We start from the raw sequence: 22,499 nt of genomic DNA, 5'->3' as shown, positions 1-22,499 counted from the left end.
TTTGCCCAAAAAAGGAGAGAGCCACATGACATTTTGTAAAGAAGTCCGGTTGGAATGCGCAGATTTATGGGACGCCAGTTTTGAACACCCGTTTGTAAAAGGCATCGCGAAAGGCGATTTGCCGCTCGATGTCTTCAAATTCTACGTCATGCAAGACGCTTATTACCTGACCCATTTCGCAAAAGTGCAGTCACTGGGGGCAGTGAAAGCGAAAGATTTGAAAACGACGCAATCATTTGCGCATCACGCAGAACAGACCTGTGCCGCGGAACTCGCGCTCCATGAATCGTTTATGGAATTGCTTGGAGTAAGTGAGGAAGATTGGAAGCTATTTGAACCGTCTCCCCACGCCTATGCTTATGTTTCGCATATGTACCGCTCCGCAGAAGGCGACTTGGCAGATGTACTCGCGGCCTTGCTTCCGTGTTATTGGCTTTATTACGAAATTGGCGAACGTTTGAAGACGGCAACACCGGAAGAACCGATTTTCCAAAAATGGATCGGCACATACGGTTCCGAATGGTTCGGGGAACTGGTGAATGAACAAATCGAACGAATGGACTGCTTAGCGGATGGCTTGCCAGAAGAGCGGCGCAAGGAATTGAAAAAGCGCTTTATGAGAAGCAGTTATTATGAATGGCAGTTCTGGCAGCAAGCGTGGACGATGGAAACTTGGGAGCTGCCCGCGAAAAAGGAGAGTGTCCGCCATGCTTAGAGAATTGCGCGCACGAAAACCCTTGATTCATTGCATCACCAATCACGTCGTCTCGAACTTTCAGGCAAATGGCTTGCTCGCGCTCGGCGTCTCGCCGGTCATGGGCGATGAACAACAGGAAGTCGCGGAACTCACAGGACACGCCGATGCCTTATCGCTCAATATTGGCACGATCACGGAGCGCTCTTTTGAAAGCATGCTCATTGCGGGACGCGCCGCAATGAAAAAAGGTATACCGATTGTGTTGGATCCGGTCGGTGCCGGGGCCACAGCTTATCGCTTGCAGGCCGTGAAGCGATTGCTGACGGAACTCGATATCACGCTACTCCGCTGCAATGCAGGTGAACTCGCGGCCATTGCAGGAGCGGACTGGCAAGCGCGCGGTGTCGATGCCGGAGAAGGACAAGGCGATTTGGAAGCTATCGCTAAACAAGTGGTGGATGAATACCAAACAATTGTCGCGGTAACAGGCACAAGCGATTTAGTGACAGATGGTGACCGGACCGAGCACATCACAGGCGGAGACCCGTTGATGGCGTCGGTCACGGGGATGGGTTGTTTGCTCAGTGCGGTGCTTGCCGCCTTTTTGACGGACGAAGAATCTACCCCGATAGATGCGCTTGCTTATGGTTTGCAGATGTATGCGAATGCAGGAAGCCGTGCCTCGAAAATCGCCTTGAATCCGGGAACTTTCCAGATGGCCTTTTTGGACGAACTATCCAAACGACAGGAGGCAGCACTTTATGGACGCTAAAGCGCAAGTATTGACGATCGCCGGATCTGATTCAGGCGGCGGAGCGGGGATACAGGCGGATTTGAAAACGTTCCAGGAACTTGGCACTTTTGGCTGTTCGGCGATAACGGCGGTGACCGCCCAAAACACGCAGGGCGTTCACGGTATTTACCCGATGGACCGGCAAGCGGTCAAACAACAACTCGATGCGATCGGAACCGACTTCGATATCCGTGCGCTCAAGACCGGCATGCTGTTTGACGCCGGCATCATCGAAGAAACGGCGCAAGGCATCAAACGCTACGGCTGGGACAGGCTCGTCATCGACCCTGTCATGATCGCAAAAGGGGGCGCTTCCTTGTTGCAGCAAGAAGCGGTCGAAGCAATTAAAACCTTGCTCGTCCCGCTCGCTGCCATCATCACGCCGAACATCCCGGAAGCGGAAGTATTGAGTGGCATAGAAATCACAGACGATGCCTCACGCAGAAATGCGGCGGAAGCGATTTTATCGCTCGGTGCCGAAGCGGTAGTCATCAAAGGCGGCCATAGCACTGACCCTGACGTTGCGGAAGACTTTTATCTAGATCAGCAAGGCACGGTGATCTTGCTGCGTTCGGAGCGTCTCCAAACGCAACAGACCCATGGTACGGGCTGTACGTTTTCAGCGGCATTGACAGCTGAACTCGGCAAAGGCAATTCAGTCGAAGAAGCCTTGTTCACCGCCAAGGAATTCATCCAGGCAGCACTCGCGTATCCGCTTCACATCGGGCATGGCCACGGTCCGACACACCATGCGGCGTACAAAGAATCTATCGAAAAGGAAGTGGTTCATCTTGTTCGGGAATCCAGCGATTTATTTTCTAATGGGTACGACAAACGCCGGTACTAAAGAGCCGCTCGCGTTGCTCGAAGAAGCGCTTCAAGGCGGCATCACCCATTTTCAGCTGCGCGAAAAAGGGCGCGGGGCATTGACGGGCGATGCGCTTGCAGAGTTCGCCGCAGAGTGCAAGGGCCTATGCCGTGAATACGGTGTTCCGATCTTCATCAATGACGATGTCGAACTGGCTTGCACGATCGAAGCGGACGGCATCCATATCGGCCAGGACGATATGGACTGCGGACAAGTGAGAAAACAAATCGGCGCGTCGATGGCTCTTGGCGTTTCGGTACATTCAGTCAAAGAAGCGAATGAAGCGCTGACGTGCGGCGCCACGTATCTCGGCATGGGACCGGTATTTGGCACACGCACAAAAAGCGATGCGAAACCGCCGGCGGGTGTTGCTGAAATCATTAAAGTGAAAACCCAATATCCGCACGTACCGGTCATTGGCATCGGAGGCATCGAACCGGGCAACGCCGAAATGGTCTGGCGGGCAGGCGTTTCGGGCATCGCCGTTATTTCCTCTATTGCAGGGGCACAAGATGTCGCGGGACAAATCGAACGGTTTAAACAATCGATTCCGGGGAGGCGTGTCGGATGAATACAAAAAAACTCGTACTCATGGCGATGTTCGTCGCACTCGCCGTCGCCGGATCCGCGTTCGTCTGGTTCCCAGCCGGCATCGCCCGCGCCTATCCGGTACAGCATGCCATCAATGTCATCGCAGCTGTCGTCTTCGGGCCAGGGCCTGCAGTCGTCATCGCCTTATTGACCGGTGCGGTTCGCGTTTTAACGGGGACCGGCTCGCTGCTCGCTTTTCCCGGAGGCATGATCGGTGCCTTGCTTGCTGGTGTCTTTTATCGCTACAGCGGACGGATCGGTTTTGCGGCAGTCGGTGAAATCCTCGGAACCGGCATCATCGCCTCACTAGTCGCGGTGCCATACGCACGTGTCCTGATGGGAACCGAAGTCGGCGCCTTGTTCTTCATGCCGCCATTTCTCGTATCGAGCATCAGCGGTGCGGTGCTTGGCGTGGTGTTAGTGTACCGTTTGGAGAAAACGAAAAGCAGTAAATTATTGGCGTAAAAGAAAGAGTTAGAAAACCGCATTTTCCGAAGCTTATCGCTCGCTTTCCGTGGGCTCGCGCCCAAGCCTCCTCAGTCGCTTTGCGCCTTGCGGGGTCTCGGTCGTCTCGCTGATCCACAGGAAAGATAAGGTCGACCTACGGGAGACCTTATCTTTGCGAAAGTAATGCGCAGCATTATTGAGCAGAAGGGTTTACGAGCGAACGCTTCTCCAAATACTCAGATAGGTCATTGATTCTTTAATGTCGAAAAGATGTTCCCCTTTTAATTTATAACTGATTAATAAATTTCTTCAACACTCTGATAAGGATTGGCTCATAAAGCCGATCCTTATTTACGTCATCAAATCCTTCTACTTGAACTAAGAAAACTATTATAGTATTATTAGTTTTAACGAAGGGGGTTCAGCTGTGAAAAATCGGATTATACAGGCGTTTATCGAAGAAACGAGAAACAACGGCATCAAATTTACGATGGATGATTTGGCTAAACGGCTGGGCATCAGCAAGCGCACCTTGTATGAGAACTTCTCATCCAAGCTGGAAATTCTGGAAACGATCATCGACCAGGCCTTTTCAGAGTACGAACAGCGGGCCCGCATCATCCGAGAAGACGAAACCCTCGACTTGCAGGAAAAGATCCACCGATTGATTGTCATGATTCCGAACCATAATGACTTTTTCGATTTGCGCGTATTGGAGCAGTTGAAGCGTTATTACCCAGAGCAATGGCAGCGTGTCGATCGGGAAATGAACCAGTGGGATGACTTGAAGCAATTGCTTGAAGAAGGCATGGAAACTGGCCTGATCAAACAACAAAACATCGATCTGTTAATGAAAATGATTTTGAACGTCGTCAATATTTCCTTGGATCAGCAGTTCTTCTCGGAACAAAGCATTTCCATCAAGGAAGCTGTTGAAACGATGAGTGAATTATTATTGGACGGGTTCGTCAAAAACGAATAGAAAAAATGCTGGCTAACCAAAGCCAGTATTTCTTCGGTCTAAAAAAACTAAAAAAACAAATATAGTTTTCAGTGTTTTAGAAAGCTAGGAGGCAATACAATATGGCACAACAATCTATTCACCGTCTCGATAACGAATCGGTCGGCAAGGCATTCATCCGTTATTTAGTACCCTCGACTATCGGCATGCTGCTGATGGCAATCAATATCGTCGCAGATGGCATCATGGTCGGCAACCGTCTCGGGCCGGTCGCACTGGGTGGTGTCGGGATTGCGGCACCGGTCTATACCTTATTCGTCGCGATGTCGCTCTGGATCGGCATCGGCGGCGCCACGAGGTTTTCTGCTCTCATGGGGGCGAAGCGGACAACGGAAGCACGCGTCGTCTTTTCGCACGCGATGGCGTCAATTTTTGCGGTGACGCTCCTCATTGGGCTATTGGCATTTCCGTTTCGCACAGAACTCGCTTATTTGCTTGGGGCGAACGCGGAAACCTATCCATACGTCTCCGATTACTTATACTTGATGCTGTTATTCGGCTTCGTCTTCACGATGGAAAATGCCCTCAGCATCATGGTGCGTAATGACGGCAGCCCGAACTTGGCGATGGTGTCGCTTATCACGACTTCTCTTCTGAACATCGGCTTGAATTACGTGTTCTTGTTCGTATTAGATTTCGGCGTCAAAGGCGCGGCCGCTGCGACTTTGCTCGCTGCATTTGTCGGCATGCTCGTCTTGTGCACGCATTTCTTTAAAAAAGACAATCAATTGCGCTTTGTCCGGTTCAAGCCGAACCGAAAATTGCTGCTGTTGATTCTCGTCATCGGCTTTCCAAGTTTCTTAGCGGAAGTCGGCATGTCGGTGTTCACGATTTCGCATAATAATGTCTTTGAACGCCTGGCAGGAACAGAAGGCGTTGCCGCATTTGCGATTCTCAATTATGTTCACAGCGTTATGCTGCTCGCATTCCTTGGGATGGGTTCGGCCATTCAGCCGCTGGTCAGTTATTACAGCGGGGCGAAAGACCAGGCGAAGATCAAGAAGACGCTGCAATTGGCGATCGGCACGGCGTTTGTGGCAGGCTTGCTGTTCTTTATCTTCGGGCAATTCTTTGCCGCCACCATCGCCAGCGTTTTCGGCGATTTCCCAGACGCCGTGATGAATCTCGCGACTTCCGGCATCCAACTGTTCTTTATTGCCTATCTGTTCATGGGCACCAATTTCGTCATGATGACTTATTATCAATCAACGGGCGAAATCCGTATGGCGACATGGATCACCGCAGCGCGTGAAATTGTCGTGCTGTTGATTTTGCTGAGCATCTTGCCCGTGTTTTTCGGCGTAACGGGCGCGTGGCTTGCGATTCCGCTTTCGGAATTGATTGTCTTATTGACGATCGTTTATTATCAAATGAGACAGAAAAAGAAACTTCAGTTCACTGAGGATATGACGGCGCAATTTAAATAACCGATTCCAACAGGTCAGGGGAAGATGAGATGCAATTAGCGAAGCAGCTGTTTCAAGTGAAAGGCTTGGATTATTGCATTCGAAGTGCGGAGATCCAAGACGCAGCGCAATTGGAGAAAGTCCGTTTGCAGATCGACGGTGAGACGGAAAATATGGACCGCAAGCGGGGAGAAGCTTATTTGGATGCAGCGGCCTTCATACGTCTCATCGAAGAAGATGCGACAAGCGGCCGGAATTTATTTTTGGTGGCCGAAGTGGACGGACAGCTCGCCGGGTTTTCCAGATGTGAAGGAAACGCACTGAGGCGGACTGAGCATCAAGTGGAGTTTGGCGTCGGGGTGCTCAAGAAGTATTGGGGCTATCGTATCGGCCGCAAGCTCTTGGAGTCATCGATCCACTGGGCGGATGCACAAGAAATCAAGAAGATGAATTTAAAAGTACTTGAAAAAAATGAAAAAGCGATTGAACTGTATAAAAATTGTGGCTTTAGAGTAGAAGGCATATTGAAAATGGACAAGCGCTTAGCGGATGGAAACTATTACGATACCGTAGTGATGGGGCGGATCCGCTAACGAAAGAATCATTATAAAAGACCGTGTTTACGCGAAAGCGCAGACACGGTCTTTTTTATTTCCTTGCCTTGATAATAAAGCTCGTCGGGAATTTCTGCGCTTTATAGAGCGAGTAATAACGATCAGACACTACCGGCTCTGCATCCTTCAAGTCATGCGGCACATCCGGTTCGACGACTTGCTCGATGGAAAATCCGGCTTTCACCAAGGCGTTCAAATACGTGCTGAACTTGCGCTTCGGTATGGTCATCGGGGCATCTTCGCCTTTAAAATTGGCATAATGCACGCTGCCTTCATCCTGGTAAGATCCGTTCAGTGAAACAAGCCCATCTTCGCTTTTTAAATGCACATAAAGCGGATGGTCCCAACTGAAAACGAACGACCCGCCAGGCTTTAAATACGAATAGATCAATCTGAACGTCTGGTCGAGATCCACTGTCCAGCCAATCGCATAAATCGAATAGACAATATCGAAATAGGCTTCCGGGAGGCCAATATCTTCTTCCATCGCAGCGCAATAGAGCTGTGCATCCAAACCATTTAACATCTCTGTTGCCCGTTCGATTTGCTTATCGGATAAATCGACGCCCCACATATCTTTAGCGCCTTGTTTGTTCACGTAAAGCAAGGAATGGCCGCTGCCGCAGCCGATATCGAGCACGTTTTTGCCTTCAATTGAATCGAGTAACCGCAATTCGTTCTCGCTTTGCGTGAATGGCCCGTAGCCAGGCAGCGCATCGACGCCGTTAAAATGGTCGGCGACCGTGTTCCAGCTCGAGCGGTTTTGTTTCAGTATGTCTATATTCACTTAAACTCCTCCTGTCTTTTAATCATTCTCGAGAAGTGAAAGAATCTCCTGCTTGCCAAATAAAGCAGCAGCGAATAACAAAAGCGCGTTAAGGGTAAAGATAGAGAAAGACAGATAGCCAACGCGAGGAATGAGGAAATCACATGCCCATGATCTATCACGAAACCTATATTGAAGCACCAATCGAGTGCGTATTCGACTTGGCCAGAAGCATCGAAGTGCATATCGAAACTGTCTCGAACACCAACGAACGTGCCATTGCCGGGACGACAAGCGGTTTGATGGAACTAGGCGACTGGGTGACGTGGAAAGCGACGCATCTCGGTGTCCGCCAAAAACTTACATCGAAAATCACTGAACTGGAGCGTCCGTATCGATTCAGCGATGCTATGGTAAAAGGCGCTTTTCATTCTTTCCACCACACGCATGAATTCACCGAAAGCGGAAGCGGCACGCTGATGAAAGACTGGTTTGTCTACCGTGCGCCGTTTGGGGTCATCGGAAAACTGGCCGATAAATTATTTCTCGAACGCCATATGGAAAAATTCCTGTCGACGCGCGCGGCCGAATTAAAACGCATCGCAGAAACCCAATAAGCATAAAAAATCCATCCGCATATATGCCGCGGATGGATTTTTTTATGGAGAAATTTAGTTTTTCGTAAATTCCAATTTGTGATAACGCAAGGCCTGGTCTAATTTATTGTAGACATCGATTTCGCCGAAGTTGACGCCTAATTGAATCGCGGTCTGTGCGATTTCCGGGCTGATGCCGGCGAGTGCGGTGCGCACACCGATGATTTTCAAGCCTTCGATCAGCTGGAAGATCTGGTGGGCGACCATCGTATCGATGATCGGTACACCGGAAAGATCGATGAACAAACGCTCGATCGATTTCTCATGGCATTGCTGCAATACTTTTTCGAAGACGATTTTTGCACGGTATGTATTGATCTCGCCGATCAATGGAAGCAATCCACTGTCTTTCGAAAGCAAGATGACCGGTGCGCTCATTTCGACGATCATTTCCTGTTGGGCATTCAAACGGCGTTCAGCCGCTTTCGTGTTCTGGTCGATAAACTCCAGAATGATGGCATTCGTCGTGTCGACCACGGCTTGGTTCCACGCATTCAACTGCGCATGCGAAATGGTTTCTTCCTGCAATACTGCGAATTCTTCGATCAGCTCCAAGTATTGCTTTTGCGTGCGGAAGAATTCCTTGATGACCGAGTTGAACGGTGTCGACAAATGTGCTTCGTCATTGGCAACGCGCATGATCCATTCCTTGAAAATCTCGATGCAATCGCTTTTATCTTTGCTGAAAGCCGAACAGAACAACTCGTGGAACTCGTAATTTTGCTGTTTCAGCTTCTCGATTGCCTGCGGTTCGGTTTCGCCATAGACGCCACCCGCACTTTTATCGAGCGTTTCATACCATTGTTCAGTCAATCCCTTGGTTCTCTCAAGCAGAAAATCCTGCAACTCAATATTTTTGAACATTCGCTTCTTCTCCTCAATTGCACAATCATTCTTCGGTGAAAAATCATGCATGAAATAAAATAGTATGATTTCAAACTAACAGTATTATACATACATGATATAGCAGTTGAAAAAAATATGCACGGAGTCCGATGTTCGAATTGAAGACAAATTTTAGCGGTGGAGAAAATCTACTATAAAATTAAACTTCATTCTGAGCTTTTTGTTTTTGGACAAACGGTTTTCGTTCCAATATAGGACCCAGTTGGAATAACAAGATACCCGCGCTGATCAAAAGCACGCCAAGCAGTGATTGCCATGTGAACGGAACTTGCTCGAGCCCGAACCAGCCCGCCGTGTCCCACATCAAGCCGAAGAAAATTTGCGACACCATGACAATCGAGATTGCGCGGCTCGGGCCCAATGTCTGGACGCCTTGCGTGACGCAGACGACGACCCCGACACCAAGCACGCCGCTGAACCAAAACCACGGCTCTGCTTCGAAGTGAAACAATCCCATGCCGTTCACAGCAAAGCCTGCGATAAAAGAGGCGATAAATCCAAGTAACAACACCAGTGCCGTCGTTGCCCAGACGCTGACGTGTTGTTTCACATTCGCGTTGAATATATTTTGCAGGCAAACAAAGACACCGCCTGAAAGTGCCAGTATGATGCCAACAACCATGAGAGTTCCTCCTATTCGTAAATATTATGGCCCGCCTGATCCAATAACGCGTCCCGGTCGAGCAAATCGATTTTGCCGTTGTTGCGTTTAATCCACCCCGACTGCTCAAATTTTTGAAGTACACGGTTCAAGTGGCGATAACTCGTGCCGATCAAATCCGCCATATCGACAAGCGAAGGAGAATCGAGCCTCGGCTTATTCGGCGTCATGGAGAGCAAATAACTCGCCACGCGCACATCGACGGCATACAGCAAATTGAAATTCAATTCCTGTGCTTTCGTCACAAACTTGCGCGTGATCGTTTCCAATAAAAATTGCTGGAAGAGGGCGTTGCCGCTCATTTCATGATCCAGGGCTTTGTGCGGGACGCGGAGCAATACTAAATCGGTGACAGCTTCGACCGTATTGATGAACGGGCATTTCTGCACGTATTCGATGTCGCCGACGATATCGAAAGGCGTTTTGAATGCCAAAATCAGCCGTTTGCCTTCTGGCGACAACATGGAAATCTTCAATTTGCCCTCGACGAGTAAATACAGCATATCCGCAGTATCACCTTGTGAGAATAATCGATGTCCTGTCGCAAAACGGTCAATCTGCATCGAATCGACGACGGCAGCGGGGAACAAATCCGCCAACCCATACTGTTGAAGATACTCGTTAATTGGCTGCAAAGTTTTTCCTCCTTACCATTTCAAGATGAGAATGCCCGCAATCATCAGCACCACTCCAGCAATCTGTGTCTTTCCGACGTTCTTCTTCGCCATATGGAACCAGCCTTTGCCGTCAATGACGATCGCCGCGATCAGCTGCGCGATCAGGAACAGGCTAATCGTCAGTGTCACGCCCATGCGGTGGATGGCGGTCATATTGCTGAACAAGATGAACGCCGCAAGCAAACCGCCTGAGACATATAGAGGAGAAACTTTTTTCAAGTGTTTAATCGATGTATCTCTTAGCGCCAAAACGATCAAGATCGCAAGTACAAAGCCCGTCAGTTGGGTCATTGCCGCTGCTTGCCACGTGCCGATCTGGTCGCTGATCGTCGCGTTCGCCACGCTTTGGAAGGTCAGGAAAAACCCTCCCGCTAAAGCAAATAAAATTCCTTTCATCCGGTCCACCGCCTTTCGTTAACTTAAGGATAATGGGCATAGTAAAAGGATGGAAGGACATATGTCCCTATGGATGGAAATTTACATCCTCCATCCATTCAACTTATTTATCACTGATTGAATAAAAGGGATGGAGTAGTTCATTTAGTTTCTTCCAGAATTATGTAGAAATTCCAGAGCCTTATTAGTATAGTAAAAGCAACAAGGTTAACGGAATTAAGACTTAGAAAATGAAAGGGGAATTGCATGAAATTCAAACACATCATTTACCTGATCGGCGCTTCTCTCGTATTTATCTTTTCGACACTTGCCAGTTGGTATGAAGGCGGGCAACTGCGCGATATTTCATGGGAATGGAAATACTCAGCCGTATTTTCTACTTGGCTAAACGGGCCCGTGAATGAGGCGAGCGATATTTTGGCGATTGACCATTTCGTCTACGCGGCGAAATTCGAGCCGCTGTTTCCGTTATTGATGGCGGCTTCACTCCTGTTCATCATCTTCCAGCTATCGGCTTGGCTGTTGAAAGACCGTAAAACGACGCACATCATTTTCCTGTCGCTGATGGCGGTAGGCTTACTATTGATGAGCGCGATGTTGCTCAATTCGCCAACGATTGGGCTCACTTTGTTCTCCGGTTTCTTCGGGCTGTCAGGGCTTTTGACCCTACTTCTAATCCTGTACCGCAATAACCAAAAATGGCTGCGCAGGGCAGCCCAACGGACAAACTAAAAATTCTTAATTTGGAGGTGTTCAAATGGAATGGTTGGTGGATCTCGTTCCGATTCTAATCATCGCAGGGTTTGCTTACGGCGCATTTGGGCAAATCAAACAATCCATTGCTGTTGCAAAGTCGGTGCCATGGGATTCGACAAACGATAAACGAATAATCGTTGGAAGTCACTTGTTTACTTTGTCCTATGCAGGATTCGTCGTGGCCTTGATCGTCAATTTAGCCGTCTATAATTATTCGTTTCCTCAACCCGCTAGTACAGCCAATGCCGCTAGCTTGACTGCGTTCTACTGCTTGTTGATGATGTTCGTTGCTGAACTCGGAATCATGCCAAAACGGCAAGGTCCTAAAGAACTGCCCTCCTTCAAATTAAACAGCCTTCGGTTTAAGCCATAGAATGGCCAAAACCGAAGGCTGTTTTTAAATTTATAGCAGGAATAGCAACACACATAAGCTCACGACAGTCGCACCGAATGAGATTTCGATTTTCGTTTCTTTCGCGCTGCCCTGCTTCACTTTGTGCACGACTGACAGCACGAACAGGCTATAGAGAAACAGGAAGAAATAAAGGATTCCGTATAAAATCCAGCGTCCATCCATGATCCAGTCATTTAGAGGAGTGAACACCGCCGCTGAAATGAACATGACGACGAAAACCGCGAGCAAAAGGCCTGACAGCACGTTCATCTTGTTCCACAAAGGATGCGACAAGAAGCGCTCGCTTTTTTTGCTGTGGAAGATGAAAAATAAATGAATCAAGCTCGTGCTCAGCAAGATGAATGTCAGCACGATCAGCATCGAGCTGATGGCACCGGAAGCGAGCGCGTTTCCGATATCCAGTGAATAAAGTTCGGCCACAACAGCGAGTGCGATCAAGCCTGCCAAAGCGGCCGCTTGGTAAACAGTCCATTTTGAAAATAGCATCCAATTCTCCTTTATCGATGAAGTAAACCGTTCATTCTTTATTGGCTTCTGCATAGCGAATGCGTGTAAAAGAAGGTCTCGTGTCTAAGTTCTTCACAGAATCCCGTGCATCTTCTACTTCCGGCTGCACAACAGGTAATTGTTTCTGCGTAAGCCCTTCAGCGATCGTGATAAAGCAATAGATCAAAATCATGAACACAGCTAAAGGCGGGAGGATCATCCAGACTTGATTCGTGGAGAAAACTTCCCGGGAAATAGCGATCATCCCCGAGAGTTCGTAAATTTCCGGAACAAGCCGCGGCGAATCGGGTTGGGCAAGAGCGCCGCCGACAAAGATGTTCAAGATGCCAAGGTGAACGAACATCTGCAGTACTTGAATGATGTGCTGCACCCACATCAACACGAGTTTCGGCCATAGCTCCGGCTGGATATGCTTCGAGAGGATCCAGCTCATCGACCCGCCCATCAAGACCGAACTGATGACATACTCTTTTTTCAAGGTGTCGTTCATTTCATTCCCGATGGCGCTTGTCGTGATCGGCAAGACGACGAGTGACATGATCAACACTTGGAAGAGCAGACGCTCCGTTAAACTCAGCTCCCATTGTCCGTAACTGATCAGGACTGGCAGCAATAAAATATAAGTCATTAACGTCAGCGGCAAAAAATGCATGCCTTCTGCGATCGAATTAACGAAATGCCGCAGCTTGTCGGTAAAGAAAAAGGTGTAGACCAGGCCGAGTAGATAGCCGAAGACGATGCGCAAGCTGGCAATCAATAGACTCAAGACAATGGTGTATTTCATGCCGACCATTAATTGCTGGGCGATCGAATAGCCGTATGGGTCTGTACCGAACAGGATCTCTGCGGAAGGTGAATGCGGCGCGCTGCTTTCAATGCTGCCTTCTTCGTCGTACACATAATTCGTTTGTGCGATGGCATCGCCTGTGAATACGCCATAAAGGATGCTCGCCGTTAACAGGCCGAGCACAATAAATGCAGGAATGAAGATACGCGGATTCTTATAAGATGCTGTGCGCATCGAAGCAGATTGTTGTTTTGCAAAAAGCGAGCGAAGGCTAGCCTGGATTTCATTTAAGTCGAAGAGGCGCAAATTGAATTTGCTAAATACCGCATTTCGCTCGATCTCGTATTTCCCGAGCCATAATTCCACTAGCGCATAGAAAATGAAGAACGGAATGAATACGCTCAATAAAATGAACGCAATGCCTTTCGCGCTGAAATCATTGCGCAAATAATACAGAATGCCTTCGACTCCGAATAAATGCTCGATGATCAATAGTGCAGAAAGCGCCAGCCATACAATCGATTTGGATTGATAGAACACGCTTCTCAATACATTGGACGTGCAATGCTTCCATAGAACCTCAAAATGGCTCAGCCCTTTGGAACGTGCGAGTTCCACATAAGGGTATCGCTGTTCTTCTTCGTACAATAAAATAAACAGCTTCAAAAACAATACCGCGGGCACGACCGATAAACACACGACGGGCGCCAAGTAAATCTCCTCGCCGCCTAGGCTGTAAAAGCTCAGAAGCAAAAAACCGGTCTGTTGAAAAATGGCGATGACGCCAATTTGGATCAAGAATATGTAGGCAAAATCAGGGAAAGACTGAAGGACCTTAATGATTTCCAGCATCGAGCGCTTCAAGGCGCCTTTCGACAACAACACGGCAAAGGAAAGAATAAAGGCTGAAACGAAAGCTAATGCCAGTGCCATGAGGAAAATGGACATTGAATACATATAAGGGCCGCTTAAGAACTTCTCGAAGGATACCGGAATCGTCTCAAGAGAACCCGGAATGCGGTAACTCAAGGTCCACTCAGAAGGAGTCGTAAACCCGGTGAAGATCAGTTGCAAAGCATTTCCGTAAGAACGGAAATCCAAAAAAGAACTACCATTAAATAAAGCTGGAGCCGCACTGATTAAAATAATGCCGATCACGCCAAATAGAAATTTCGTCAAAATCGTCCAAAGCCTTTTCATATTCGCCCCCCTTAATCAACATGATAATGAGCCGCACTTAGTTAAAAAAATAGTCACGGTAGGCGAAAAACGTAATCCCGACCATCAGCACCAAATACAAAATCGAGCCGATCAAAATATAGGAACGATTGGAGACAGGCGCGCTCTGCTCCATCCGGATGCCGGTCGCTCCTTGAATCGACATGTCCAACTGGCGGCTGGCCATCCCGCCTCTCGATTTAAAAAAGAACACGATGACGACCGCGAGCCCTGCGAACGGGATGGCGATGTCCAAAAACCCGAGCGGCATGAAAAAGCTTACAAGCCAATTGCCAAGTACGAGTACCAGCATGGTAAATGAGACGGTGAGTATGTTTTTCATAAGAACCTCCAAGTGGTTTTTTGAAAAAAATGTTAATTCCTTTAACATACTGTACGGTATAATGGGGAAATGGTTTCAAACAAGCAGAATATTCAAGCACTGTATAATAAATCAATCTTCAAAAATGGATTATAGGTTACTAATCAGAAACAATAGGAGGGCATATGGCTCAACACAATTCGAAAGAAAAAGACACTGTTACATTACTGGCGTACTTCTTATTGATCGGTATTTCTTTCTATTTGATTGCTTACCTGAATATCTTTCCAGGAGCGGTCAGTTATGAAGAGAAGAGCGAAGGGATAGTAGTCACACAAGGGAGTTTGGAGAAAAGTTCGGTGACCGTAAATGTTGAGGATTATGAAACAAGTGATTGGCTGCTAATGAGCTTGTTGCAAGCCAATATTCGCAAGCTGCAAAGCTTCTTAACGCTGTTTTCGGCACTCATCCCAATGAGCATATTCTTCTTGCTCGAGCACAAGCGCCTCGACTTTTTGAAAATAAGCAAGACGCTAAGAATCTTGAGCATTGCTTTGGTTTTCTTTGTCCCTTTTCTACTTTTAACAATCGGATATGTAGACGTTTTGGAGAGAATTGAACAGGGGTTGGCAGCTATACTGATCGAAAGTTGAAGAGAATATCAAGGCCGTCAAAATATGTGCCATCAATTTGAATAAACAAGGGGGACTGAACTTGCCGCAATGGGCCGTTTATATACTGACAATTTTACTGGGCGGCATCGCAATTCAAAATATATATGTGGCCATTAAGCCGATAAAAAATAGGGAGAAACAAGAGTTGAAAGAAGTGTTTTCGTATGGAGATGGCCCTTTTTTCGTTGTAGGGTTCTTGTTCAGTTTCCTGTTTTGGTGCAGCGAGAAATTTTTCTCGGAAAGATTGCAACTCGCCGCTTTTCGTTTGAGCAGCTTGCTGATGGCAGCTTCTTTAATCGGATTGATCCTTTTAATTTGGAATCTCGATATTGTGGCAGATTTTCTACTAAGCCTGTGAACAAGGGCGCGATTCTCCATCTTTGGTGGCATTTGCGCCGAGAAAGAGCTATCATGAAATCAACTGATACAAGCCGCATGAACAGAAATTTCATGGGAAACAGTCAGCTATCAATTTACGAATTTATAATTTGCTGAAAGGGGAGTTGAACGGTGGCTTATCAATTAAGAGACAATTTCAAGCTATTTTCGTTGAATTCAAATCAGGAACTGGCTCAGGAGATCGCGGATCATCTCGGCTGTGAGCTGGGCAAGAACTCCATCACCCATTTTAGCGATGGGGAAATTCAAATCCATATCGAAGAAAGCGTGCGTGGTGCGGAAGTTTATGTCGTCCAATCGACTTCGCAGCCAGGACACGAACACGTCATGGAATTATTGATCATGATCGACGCCTTGAAGCGGGCATCGGCAGACTCCATCACAGCGGTCATTCCATATTACGGCTACGCGCGTCAAGACCGGAAAGCGAGTTCACGTGAACCGATCACGGCGAAACTCGTGGCGAACATGCTGGTAAAAGCGGGTGTGGACCACGTTATCACGATGGATTTCCACGCACCGCAAGTACAAGGCTTCTTCAATATCCCGGTTGACCAACTGCTCGGCATTACCGAGTTATCGCAGCATTTCATCAATAAAAACCTCGAAGATGCCATTGTCGTAGCACCGGACAATGGCGGATTGACCAGAGCGCGCAGACTTGCGGATCGCTTGGACGTCCCAATCGGCTTTATCGACAAGCGCAAAATGCCAGGCGAAGCTGAGACGATGAACATCGTCGGAGACATCAAAGGCAAAAACGCAGTTATCATCGTCGACATCGTCGATACAGCGAAGACTATTTCAGACGCAGCGAACCTACTCGTGGAAAATGGCGCGAAAGCTGTCTACGCTTGCTGTACGCATGCCGTGTTGTCCGGCGATTCCGTTCAACGCATCCAAAACTCCGCGTTGACGGAACTCGTGGTCACTAACACAATCCATGTGCCGAAAGAAAAACGCATCCCGAAAATCACTATCCTATCTATCGCGCCATTGCTTGCAGAAGCAATCGAGCACGTGCACAATGAAAAGCCAGTCAGTCCTTTGTTTGAAGGATGATAATAGAGACATGCAGCGAACCCCAAATGAGTGCCAGTAAGACGGCGCGCATTTGGGGTTCTTTTTGTTTAGTAATTATAAATTTTCTACTGTGTAATCTGAATCATTAATGTTTAAGGTTGATTGAAAAATTATATATAAAAAATTTACATAATTAGTGATTTTTTGTATACACACACTCAGTACGTTATATAATGGACTGTGGTACATATCTAAATACATAGGATTGGTGGTCAACAATTAATGGTAAGAAGGTCTAGTTTGATGAAGAGAGCAGTAATATTTACAGTGATTTTAATGATGTTCCAGTTAGTTTCTGGGATGGTTCCGGTGTTTGCGGATGGCGGCGATGGACTTCCACCTAAGGTAGTTTCTATAGATGTAAGTCCAAAAGAAGTGAACGTCGGAGAGAAAATAAAGGTAAGCGCTGAGGTAGTTGATGACATTTCTGGGGTTAGACGTGTCAGTGCAAGGTTTAATTCTCCATCAGATAATCGGAGTATTAGCATCGATTTAGCTGAAAACCCAATAACAGGCTTGTTTGAAGGGTCATATCAAATTCAGGAGAACGATGAAGGTGGTCAATGGACTTTCCATTATATTGCCGCACATGATAATGCCTCTAACTTGGAGTTGTACTACTCGAGTAGCTTTCAGAATTCCTTAGATTACATAGTGCTAAATGCAGGCGGAGATGGAACACCTCCAAAAGTAGTTTCTATGGAGGTAAGTCCGAAGGAAGTGAACGTTGGAGAGAAAATAAAGGTAAGTGCTGAGGTAGTTGATGATATTTCTGGGATTAGACGTGTCAGTGCGAGGTTTAATTCTCCATCAGATAATCGGAGTATTAGCATCGATTTAACTGAAAACCCAACAACAGGCTTGTTTGAAGGGTCATATCAAATTCAGGAGAACGATGAAGGTGGTCAATGGATTTTCCATTATATTGCCGCACATGATAATGCCTCTAACTTGGAGTTGTACTACTCGGGAAGTTTTCAGAATTCCTTAGATTATACAGTGTTAAATGAAGACGGGGACGGGACACCTCCCAAAGTAGAATTTTTAGAGGTTAGTTCAAAAGAGGTTTCTATTGGGGAAGAAGTGATGGTAAAGGCTTCGGTAGTAGACGATATTTCGGGAGTAAGGCGTGTAAGTGCAAGGTTCAATTCTCCGTCAGCCAATCGAAATATAAGTATTGACTTAAACCTCAACCCAGAAACTGGTTTATTCGAAGGTTCCTATCAAATTGAATTTAACGATGAGGTCGGTCAATGGACCTTCCATTACATTGCCGCACATGACAATGCATCGAATCTAGAATTGTACTATACACAAGATTTCATAGGAGTAAGTGAAAACTTAAACTTTATAGTAAAACGTGGTGAAAGCGACCTAGAAAACCCATCAATCAACGATCCTGCACTCCCATATGCAGTAACTACAAAAAATGAAGCATGGATCAACAAAACCATCGATAAAGATCTCTACATCGGTCCAAATTCGACAATTACGATTGCGGATGATGTGACCATCACAGGAGATGTGTATGTTTACGGGACGCTTATCACGCACGGCGGTCTCAGCATCGGCGGCACGTTGAATGCGAAAACCGTGACGTATGGTTCGACTTCCTATGCAGCTCCTGGAGCAGTAAGAGTCATTGGTGGGGTGAACTCGATTCGCTCGACTAGTGTATCGAACCAAGCGTACCCGGTTCCTTTTGATATCCACAGCGAAGATCTGACGAACGACATGGATACAGCCGTAATTAAAGGGAAAACTTTGCCGTTCTTGGATGTGACGATGCAAGGAAACCCAGTGTCGCTTGAAGCGGATGGTTCGTTCACGGCCACTGCAGATCCGGTAACTTCCGACGGAATCAGCTTCAATTTGCGGGATGTTTTCGGAAATAATATGAAAAAGCAAATCTCAGTGACAGATGTTGTAGCACCAGCGGAAGTTCAAAACTTCTCCGTTTCAAAAACAACAGCGACTGAACTCCAAGTATCATGGAATGCGAACTCCGAGCAAGACCTTAACGGATATGAACTCTATTTGAACGGTGAATTCGTAGAAGCAGTCTCTGCCGATACGCTTGACTATACGTTCATTGGGCTTGAAGAAGGTACGTCATATGATGTTGCCATCGCAGCGGCTGATTTCAATGACAATGTCGGCGAGACCGTTAAAGCTAGCGGCACCACTTTGCTTTCGAAACCGGTAGTAGAGCCGATTAATGATAAATCGACTTCTGTAACCGGACAAGCGGCTGTAGGCACTACTATTTTGATTGCCGCAGGCGAGGAAGAAATCGCTTCAGGCAAAGTGAGTTCAGATGGTAACTTCGCGATTGAAATCCCAGCTCAAAAAGCGGGTACTGAATTATCGATATCCACAAGCAATGAAGCAGGTATTGTCAGCGAAAAGGCCATCATCACAGTCGAAGACAAAACAGCTCCTGAAACGCCAAAGGCAGAAACGGTTTCCGATAAAGACACGATGATCAATGGAACAGCAGAAGCGGGTGCTGCAATCGCAATTAAACTCGGGGACAACACAATTGGAGAAGGCTCAGCTGATGAATCAGGAAACTTCTCCATAGCGATAACAAAACAGCAAGCAGGCGATAAGCTAACGGTCATCGCCACAGATGCAGCTGGAAACGCTAGTGAAGCACTCAGCATTACTGTTGTTGATATGACTGCTCCCAAAGCGCCAACTGTAGAAAAAGTAACGGATAAAATGGTTTCAGTAAAAGGAACTGTAGAAGCAGGATCTTCAATTAGCGTAAATCAAGGATCGGCGGAAATCGGGACAGCTACAGCTGATGCACAAGGAAATTATGCGGTCTCTATTGCTAAACAGACGGCTGGAACAGAGTTGAACGTAACCGCCACTGATAAAGCAGGAAACGTAAGTGAAGCAACGATGGTAACAGTTCAGGATGGCACTGCTCCATCTGCCCCTTCAGTAGAAGAGGTCACTGACAAATCAACTACTGTGTCTGGAACTGCAGAAGCAGGGTCGAATGTTTCGGTGAAAACTGGATCAAAAGAACTTGCCAAGAGTATTACAGACAAAGAGGGAAATTTCGAAGTAAGCATTGCAAAACAAAAAGCAGGAACTAAGTTGATAATCACGGCGACTGATACAGCCGGAAATACAAGTGAAGCGACAGAAATAATAATTTCAGACGTAACCGCTCCTGAAATCCCATCTGTAAACCCAGTGACGCATAAGACAACTGAAATTACAGGTTCTGCAGAAGCACTCGGCAAAGTGTCGGTATCGAAAGATTCAAAAGTTATTGCGAGCGGAATAGCTACGGAAGAGGGGACTTACCGAATTGCGATCGATCCACAACCAGTCGATACGAAACTGGAAGTGACCGTAGCAGATCAAGCAGGAAATATAAGTGGAAAAGCGAGCGTACTAGTAGAGAAAGCTGCACCGGAAGAAACGACGCGAATTTCCGGGAAGAGCCGTTATGGCACAGCCATCGCCATTTCCAAAGAAGGTTGGGAAACAGCTGATACCGTCGTACTTGCAACTGCGGGTGATTTCCCGGATGCATTAGCGGGCGGGCCATTGGCATTCCAAGAAGATGCTCCGATCCTATTGACGCGTACAGGAAATTTAACAGATGAAACGAAAGCAGAAATTAAACGGCTTGGCGCTAAAAAGGTAATTATCCTTGGCAGCAAAGGCGCAGTTTCTTTAGAGGTTGAAGAAGAAGTGAAACAAATGGGCATTATCACAGAGCGAATTGGCGGCAAAAACCGTTTTGATACGGCCGCTTTGATTGCCGAACGCCTTGATTCTGCAGAAGCAGTGATTGCCTATGGATTGAACTTCCCTGACGTATTGTCTGTATCGGCATATGCAGCGAAAAACGGTATTCCTATCTTACTGACACGTACAGATAAACTACCTGCTGAAACGGCAGCTGCACTCAAGTCGACGTCGAAAACGCATGTCATCGGCAGCACCGGTGCCGTGGCAGAAGCAGTATTCAATTCATTGCCAAATCCTGTTCGCTACGGGGGCAAGAACCGTTATGAAACAGGATTAGAAGTAAATAACAAACTTATGATGGGCACAGAAAAAGCCTTTATCGCAACGGGATCGAATTTCCCGGATGCACTGGCAGGATCGGTTCTGGCAGCGAAAAACGATGCGCCGATTTTGTTGGTAAAAGAACAAGTGATTCCAGATGCGACAGCCGAACAATTGAATGCTTATGAAGCGTACTCAATTTTTGGCGGCACCGGTGCAGTCGGCGAGATTGTACGGGAACAATTGGACCAGCAATTGAAGAATTAAAAGCCAAACAGCGGATAATCCCTAGGGATACCCGCTGTTTTTCTCTGTAAAAAACGAACCGCTGCAAAAGCTTAGTGTGTTAGAGTGAAAATATGGGAATTATTAGTCGGATAGATATATTTAAGTAAGGAATCGTTTAAAGGAGGAAGAGAATGAAGAACACTACGAAACAATTTCATCTGTCGATTCCACTCGTGTTGCTCGCCATCAACCTCGTGCTGTTTTCTTTTCTGATGGAAGAGTTACTAGACGCATCGCCCCCGAATTATGGCGGCGGCATGCAATTAATGACGCCGGTTTTTGGACTCGTTTCATTTCTCTATATCCGAAAGACGGAAGGCCCGAAACCATCAGGTGTATGGATTCTCCAGGCGTTGAACTGGCTGTTCATTATTTTTCCGATTGCTGTCATTTTTATTTTTATGCTGGCATTCATTTGATTAGAAATAAAACGAAACGCTTTTCCATTTTTAACAGTATATATACCAACTAATTAATTTAAGGAGGAAAAGAAAATGAAAAGATTTTTCTATTACTTCATCTGGAGCATCGCCATCATCTTTATTGTGTATGCAGGATTACAGCTTCAACAACTATTGAGTGAAAAGGCAGCTTCAGAATTTGAGCCAAGGCCACTTTGGATTTACATAGTTATTTTTCCAATCATCATCGGCTTATTATTACGTACGCCCAAATTCATGCTGGAAAGAAAAGAAAGCCGGATTGGTGGATTCGATTGGAGTAAATTCTTGGCGGTTGGCGTGCCGGCATTCATTGTATTAGCTTTATCCATTTTGCCTTTATTGCCTATCGAAAACCTAATTTTTTCTGATGAAATATATGTTCAAATTAACACGCTTCTTTTTAGCAGCACCACAGCACAAACCATCGCCGGTCTTGTCTTCGGCTATACATTACTCGACAGCTTCAAGAGCGAGGAGCGGGGATTCCAGGAATCGACTTCCGACCTGTTCAACGCAGTGATGAAGTTTACGCCGAAAGGGTGAGTGGATGATGATTAGAAGAGCGAGAGTTTCGGACGCCCAAGGAATTGCAAAAGTCCATGTAGACAGTTGGATTACCACTTACCGCAATATTGTCCCAGATGAATATTTGGATGGGCTGAAATACCTTGAAAGAGAGAAGCAATGGGAGCGCAACTTGCAGCATTCCACAGCGTTCGTTGCAGAAAATGAAGCGGGAGAAGTCATCGGCTTTGCAGACGGCGGCAAGGAACGGTCCGGTGACTACCCGGACATAGAAGGAGAAGTGTATTCCATCTATATCCTGAAAGCCTATCAAGGACAAGGTGTCGGAAAACTGCTGATGCAGGCAATAAGCAAGGAGTTGTTGGACCGTGACATTCAGTCCATGCTTGTTTGGGTGCTCAAGGAGAATCAATCCAGCGGCTTTTATGAAAAGTTGGGCGGCAAAGTCATCGACGAAAAACACATAAAAATCGCCGGCAAACAAATACCCGAACTTGCTTACGAATGGGTAGATATCGACCGGATAGTGAATAGAGATGAATAAT

The 22,499-nt window shown here is 46.8% G+C and carries 26 protein-coding genes; 18 read left to right on the top strand and 8 right to left on the bottom strand.

What is annotated here, in order from left to right:
- Window positions 1-25 precede the first annotated feature (25 nt).
- The 8 genes from tenA (at window position 26) to AUC31_RS11690 (ending at window position 6,416) form a co-directional block, all read left to right on the top strand.
- The gene (tenA, locus tag AUC31_RS11725) at window positions 26-715 is read left to right on the top strand and encodes a thiaminase II (RefSeq protein WP_058383015.1); all 690 of its coding nucleotides are present in this window, start codon (window positions 26-28) and stop codon (window positions 713-715) included.
- Window positions 708-1,469 (top strand): hydroxyethylthiazole kinase, encoded by a 762-nt coding sequence (thiM, locus tag AUC31_RS11720; RefSeq protein ID WP_058383016.1) that lies wholly within the window; start codon window positions 708-710, stop codon window positions 1,467-1,469. The genes tenA and thiM overlap by 8 nt, the downstream gene beginning before the upstream one ends.
- Window positions 1,459-2,337, top strand: a complete 879-nt coding sequence (gene thiD / locus AUC31_RS11715; protein ID WP_058383017.1) for a bifunctional hydroxymethylpyrimidine kinase/phosphomethylpyrimidine kinase — start codon at window positions 1,459-1,461, stop codon at window positions 2,335-2,337. The genes thiM and thiD overlap by 11 nt, the downstream gene beginning before the upstream one ends.
- Window positions 2,282-2,929 (top strand): thiamine phosphate synthase, encoded by a 648-nt coding sequence (gene thiE, locus AUC31_RS11710; RefSeq protein ID WP_335339093.1) that lies wholly within the window; start codon window positions 2,282-2,284, stop codon window positions 2,927-2,929. The genes thiD and thiE overlap by 56 nt, the downstream gene beginning before the upstream one ends.
- Window positions 2,926-3,414 (top strand): energy coupling factor transporter S component ThiW, encoded by a 489-nt coding sequence (thiW, locus tag AUC31_RS11705; protein WP_058383019.1) that lies wholly within the window; start codon window positions 2,926-2,928, stop codon window positions 3,412-3,414. Before thiE ends, thiW begins: the two co-directional genes overlap by 4 nt.
- Window positions 3,415-3,823: 409 nt before the next feature.
- Window positions 3,824-4,378 carry a TetR/AcrR family transcriptional regulator gene (locus AUC31_RS11700; RefSeq protein WP_058383020.1) on the top strand — a complete coding sequence of 185 codons (555 nt, stop codon included), beginning with the start codon at window positions 3,824-3,826 and terminating at the stop codon, window positions 4,376-4,378.
- Between the two features lie 101 nt (window positions 4,379-4,479).
- Window positions 4,480-5,844, top strand: a complete 1,365-nt coding sequence (locus tag AUC31_RS11695) for an MATE family efflux transporter (protein WP_058383021.1) — start codon at window positions 4,480-4,482, stop codon at window positions 5,842-5,844.
- Between the two features lie 29 nt (window positions 5,845-5,873).
- Window positions 5,874-6,416, top strand: coding sequence for a GNAT family N-acetyltransferase (locus AUC31_RS11690; protein WP_058383022.1), 543 nt, complete (start codon window positions 5,874-5,876; stop codon window positions 6,414-6,416).
- Window positions 6,417-6,471: 55 nt separating this feature from the next.
- Here the strand turns inward: AUC31_RS11690 and AUC31_RS11685 are convergent, their stop codons facing one another.
- Window positions 6,472-7,224: a class I SAM-dependent methyltransferase gene (locus tag AUC31_RS11685; protein ID WP_058383023.1), complete on the bottom strand. Its 753-nt coding sequence runs from the start codon at window positions 7,222-7,224 to the stop codon at window positions 6,472-6,474.
- A 143-nt stretch (window positions 7,225-7,367) separates the two neighbouring features.
- Between AUC31_RS11685 and AUC31_RS11680 the strand changes: the two genes are divergently transcribed.
- The gene (locus AUC31_RS11680) at window positions 7,368-7,820 is read left to right on the top strand and encodes an SRPBCC family protein (RefSeq protein ID WP_058383024.1); all 453 of its coding nucleotides are present in this window, start codon (window positions 7,368-7,370) and stop codon (window positions 7,818-7,820) included.
- A 54-nt stretch (window positions 7,821-7,874) separates the two neighbouring features.
- Here AUC31_RS11680 and AUC31_RS11675 read toward each other — a convergent pair whose 3' ends face one another.
- The 4 genes from AUC31_RS11675 to AUC31_RS11660 all read right to left on the bottom strand — a co-directional run bounded on the left by AUC31_RS11675 (window position 7,875) and on the right by AUC31_RS11660 (window position 10,499).
- The gene (locus AUC31_RS11675) at window positions 7,875-8,723 is read right to left on the bottom strand and encodes an STAS domain-containing protein (RefSeq protein ID WP_058383025.1); all 849 of its coding nucleotides are present in this window, start codon (window positions 8,721-8,723) and stop codon (window positions 7,875-7,877) included.
- Between the two features lie 181 nt (window positions 8,724-8,904).
- The gene (locus AUC31_RS11670) at window positions 8,905-9,387 is read right to left on the bottom strand and encodes a DMT family transporter (RefSeq protein ID WP_058383026.1); all 483 of its coding nucleotides are present in this window, start codon (window positions 9,385-9,387) and stop codon (window positions 8,905-8,907) included.
- An 11-nt stretch (window positions 9,388-9,398) separates the two neighbouring features.
- On the bottom strand, window positions 9,399-10,061 hold the full coding sequence (locus AUC31_RS11665; protein ID WP_058383027.1) for a Crp/Fnr family transcriptional regulator: 663 nt from the start codon (window positions 10,059-10,061) through the stop codon (window positions 9,399-9,401).
- Between the two features lie 12 nt (window positions 10,062-10,073).
- Entirely contained in the window at window positions 10,074-10,499 is a 426-nt protein-coding gene (locus tag AUC31_RS11660) for a DMT family transporter (RefSeq protein ID WP_058383028.1), read from the bottom strand.
- A gap of 246 nt (window positions 10,500-10,745) precedes the next feature.
- On the opposite strand from AUC31_RS11660, the gene AUC31_RS11655 reads away from it, so the two are divergent.
- Complete coding sequence (locus AUC31_RS11655; protein WP_058383029.1) at window positions 10,746-11,231, top strand: DUF4306 domain-containing protein; 486 nt, start codon at window positions 10,746-10,748, stop codon at window positions 11,229-11,231.
- A gap of 25 nt (window positions 11,232-11,256) precedes the next feature.
- On the top strand, window positions 11,257-11,628 hold the full coding sequence (locus AUC31_RS11650) for a hypothetical protein (RefSeq protein ID WP_058383030.1): 372 nt from the start codon (window positions 11,257-11,259) through the stop codon (window positions 11,626-11,628).
- A gap of 30 nt (window positions 11,629-11,658) precedes the next feature.
- On the opposite strand, the gene AUC31_RS11645 is transcribed toward AUC31_RS11650, so the two are convergent.
- Genes AUC31_RS11645 through AUC31_RS11635 form a run of 3 tightly spaced genes read right to left on the bottom strand, consistent with a single transcriptional unit; the run spans window position 11,659 to window position 14,525 of the window.
- The gene (locus AUC31_RS11645) at window positions 11,659-12,156 is read right to left on the bottom strand and encodes a hypothetical protein (RefSeq protein WP_058383031.1); all 498 of its coding nucleotides are present in this window, start codon (window positions 12,154-12,156) and stop codon (window positions 11,659-11,661) included.
- Window positions 12,157-12,187: 31 nt separating this feature from the next.
- Window positions 12,188-14,164: an ABC transporter permease subunit gene (locus AUC31_RS11640; protein WP_083509179.1), complete on the bottom strand. Its 1,977-nt coding sequence runs from the start codon at window positions 14,162-14,164 to the stop codon at window positions 12,188-12,190.
- A 37-nt stretch (window positions 14,165-14,201) separates the two neighbouring features.
- Complete coding sequence (locus AUC31_RS11635; RefSeq protein WP_058383032.1) at window positions 14,202-14,525, bottom strand: hypothetical protein; 324 nt, start codon at window positions 14,523-14,525, stop codon at window positions 14,202-14,204.
- A gap of 164 nt (window positions 14,526-14,689) precedes the next feature.
- Between AUC31_RS11635 and AUC31_RS11630 the strand changes: the two genes are divergently transcribed.
- From AUC31_RS11630 to AUC31_RS11600, 7 genes are all read left to right on the top strand, one after another.
- Complete coding sequence (locus AUC31_RS11630) at window positions 14,690-15,157, top strand: hypothetical protein (RefSeq protein ID WP_058383033.1); 468 nt, start codon at window positions 14,690-14,692, stop codon at window positions 15,155-15,157.
- 61 nt (window positions 15,158-15,218) lie between these two features.
- Window positions 15,219-15,536 (top strand): hypothetical protein, encoded by a 318-nt coding sequence (locus tag AUC31_RS11625; RefSeq protein WP_058383034.1) that lies wholly within the window; start codon window positions 15,219-15,221, stop codon window positions 15,534-15,536.
- A 152-nt stretch (window positions 15,537-15,688) separates the two neighbouring features.
- Window positions 15,689-16,639, top strand: coding sequence for a ribose-phosphate diphosphokinase (locus AUC31_RS11620; protein ID WP_058383035.1), 951 nt, complete (start codon window positions 15,689-15,691; stop codon window positions 16,637-16,639).
- A 264-nt stretch (window positions 16,640-16,903) separates the two neighbouring features.
- Entirely contained in the window at window positions 16,904-20,965 is a 4,062-nt protein-coding gene (locus tag AUC31_RS11615; RefSeq protein ID WP_167549942.1) for an Ig-like domain-containing protein, read from the top strand.
- A gap of 152 nt (window positions 20,966-21,117) precedes the next feature.
- Window positions 21,118-21,405 carry a hypothetical protein gene (locus tag AUC31_RS11610; RefSeq protein WP_058383037.1) on the top strand — a complete coding sequence of 96 codons (288 nt, stop codon included), beginning with the start codon at window positions 21,118-21,120 and terminating at the stop codon, window positions 21,403-21,405.
- Window positions 21,406-21,480: 75 nt separating this feature from the next.
- Window positions 21,481-21,972, top strand: coding sequence for a hypothetical protein (locus AUC31_RS11605; RefSeq protein ID WP_058383038.1), 492 nt, complete (start codon window positions 21,481-21,483; stop codon window positions 21,970-21,972).
- 4 nt (window positions 21,973-21,976) lie between these two features.
- Window positions 21,977-22,498: a GNAT family N-acetyltransferase gene (locus AUC31_RS11600; RefSeq protein WP_058383039.1), complete on the top strand. Its 522-nt coding sequence runs from the start codon at window positions 21,977-21,979 to the stop codon at window positions 22,496-22,498.
- Window position 22,499 lies beyond the last annotated feature (1 nt).

The organism is Planococcus rifietoensis, from assembly GCF_001465795.2.
GTDB classification, from domain to species: domain Bacteria; phylum Bacillota; class Bacilli; order Bacillales_A; family Planococcaceae; genus Planococcus; species Planococcus rifietoensis.
This window is presented reverse-complemented; position numbering and strand designations above follow the sequence as displayed.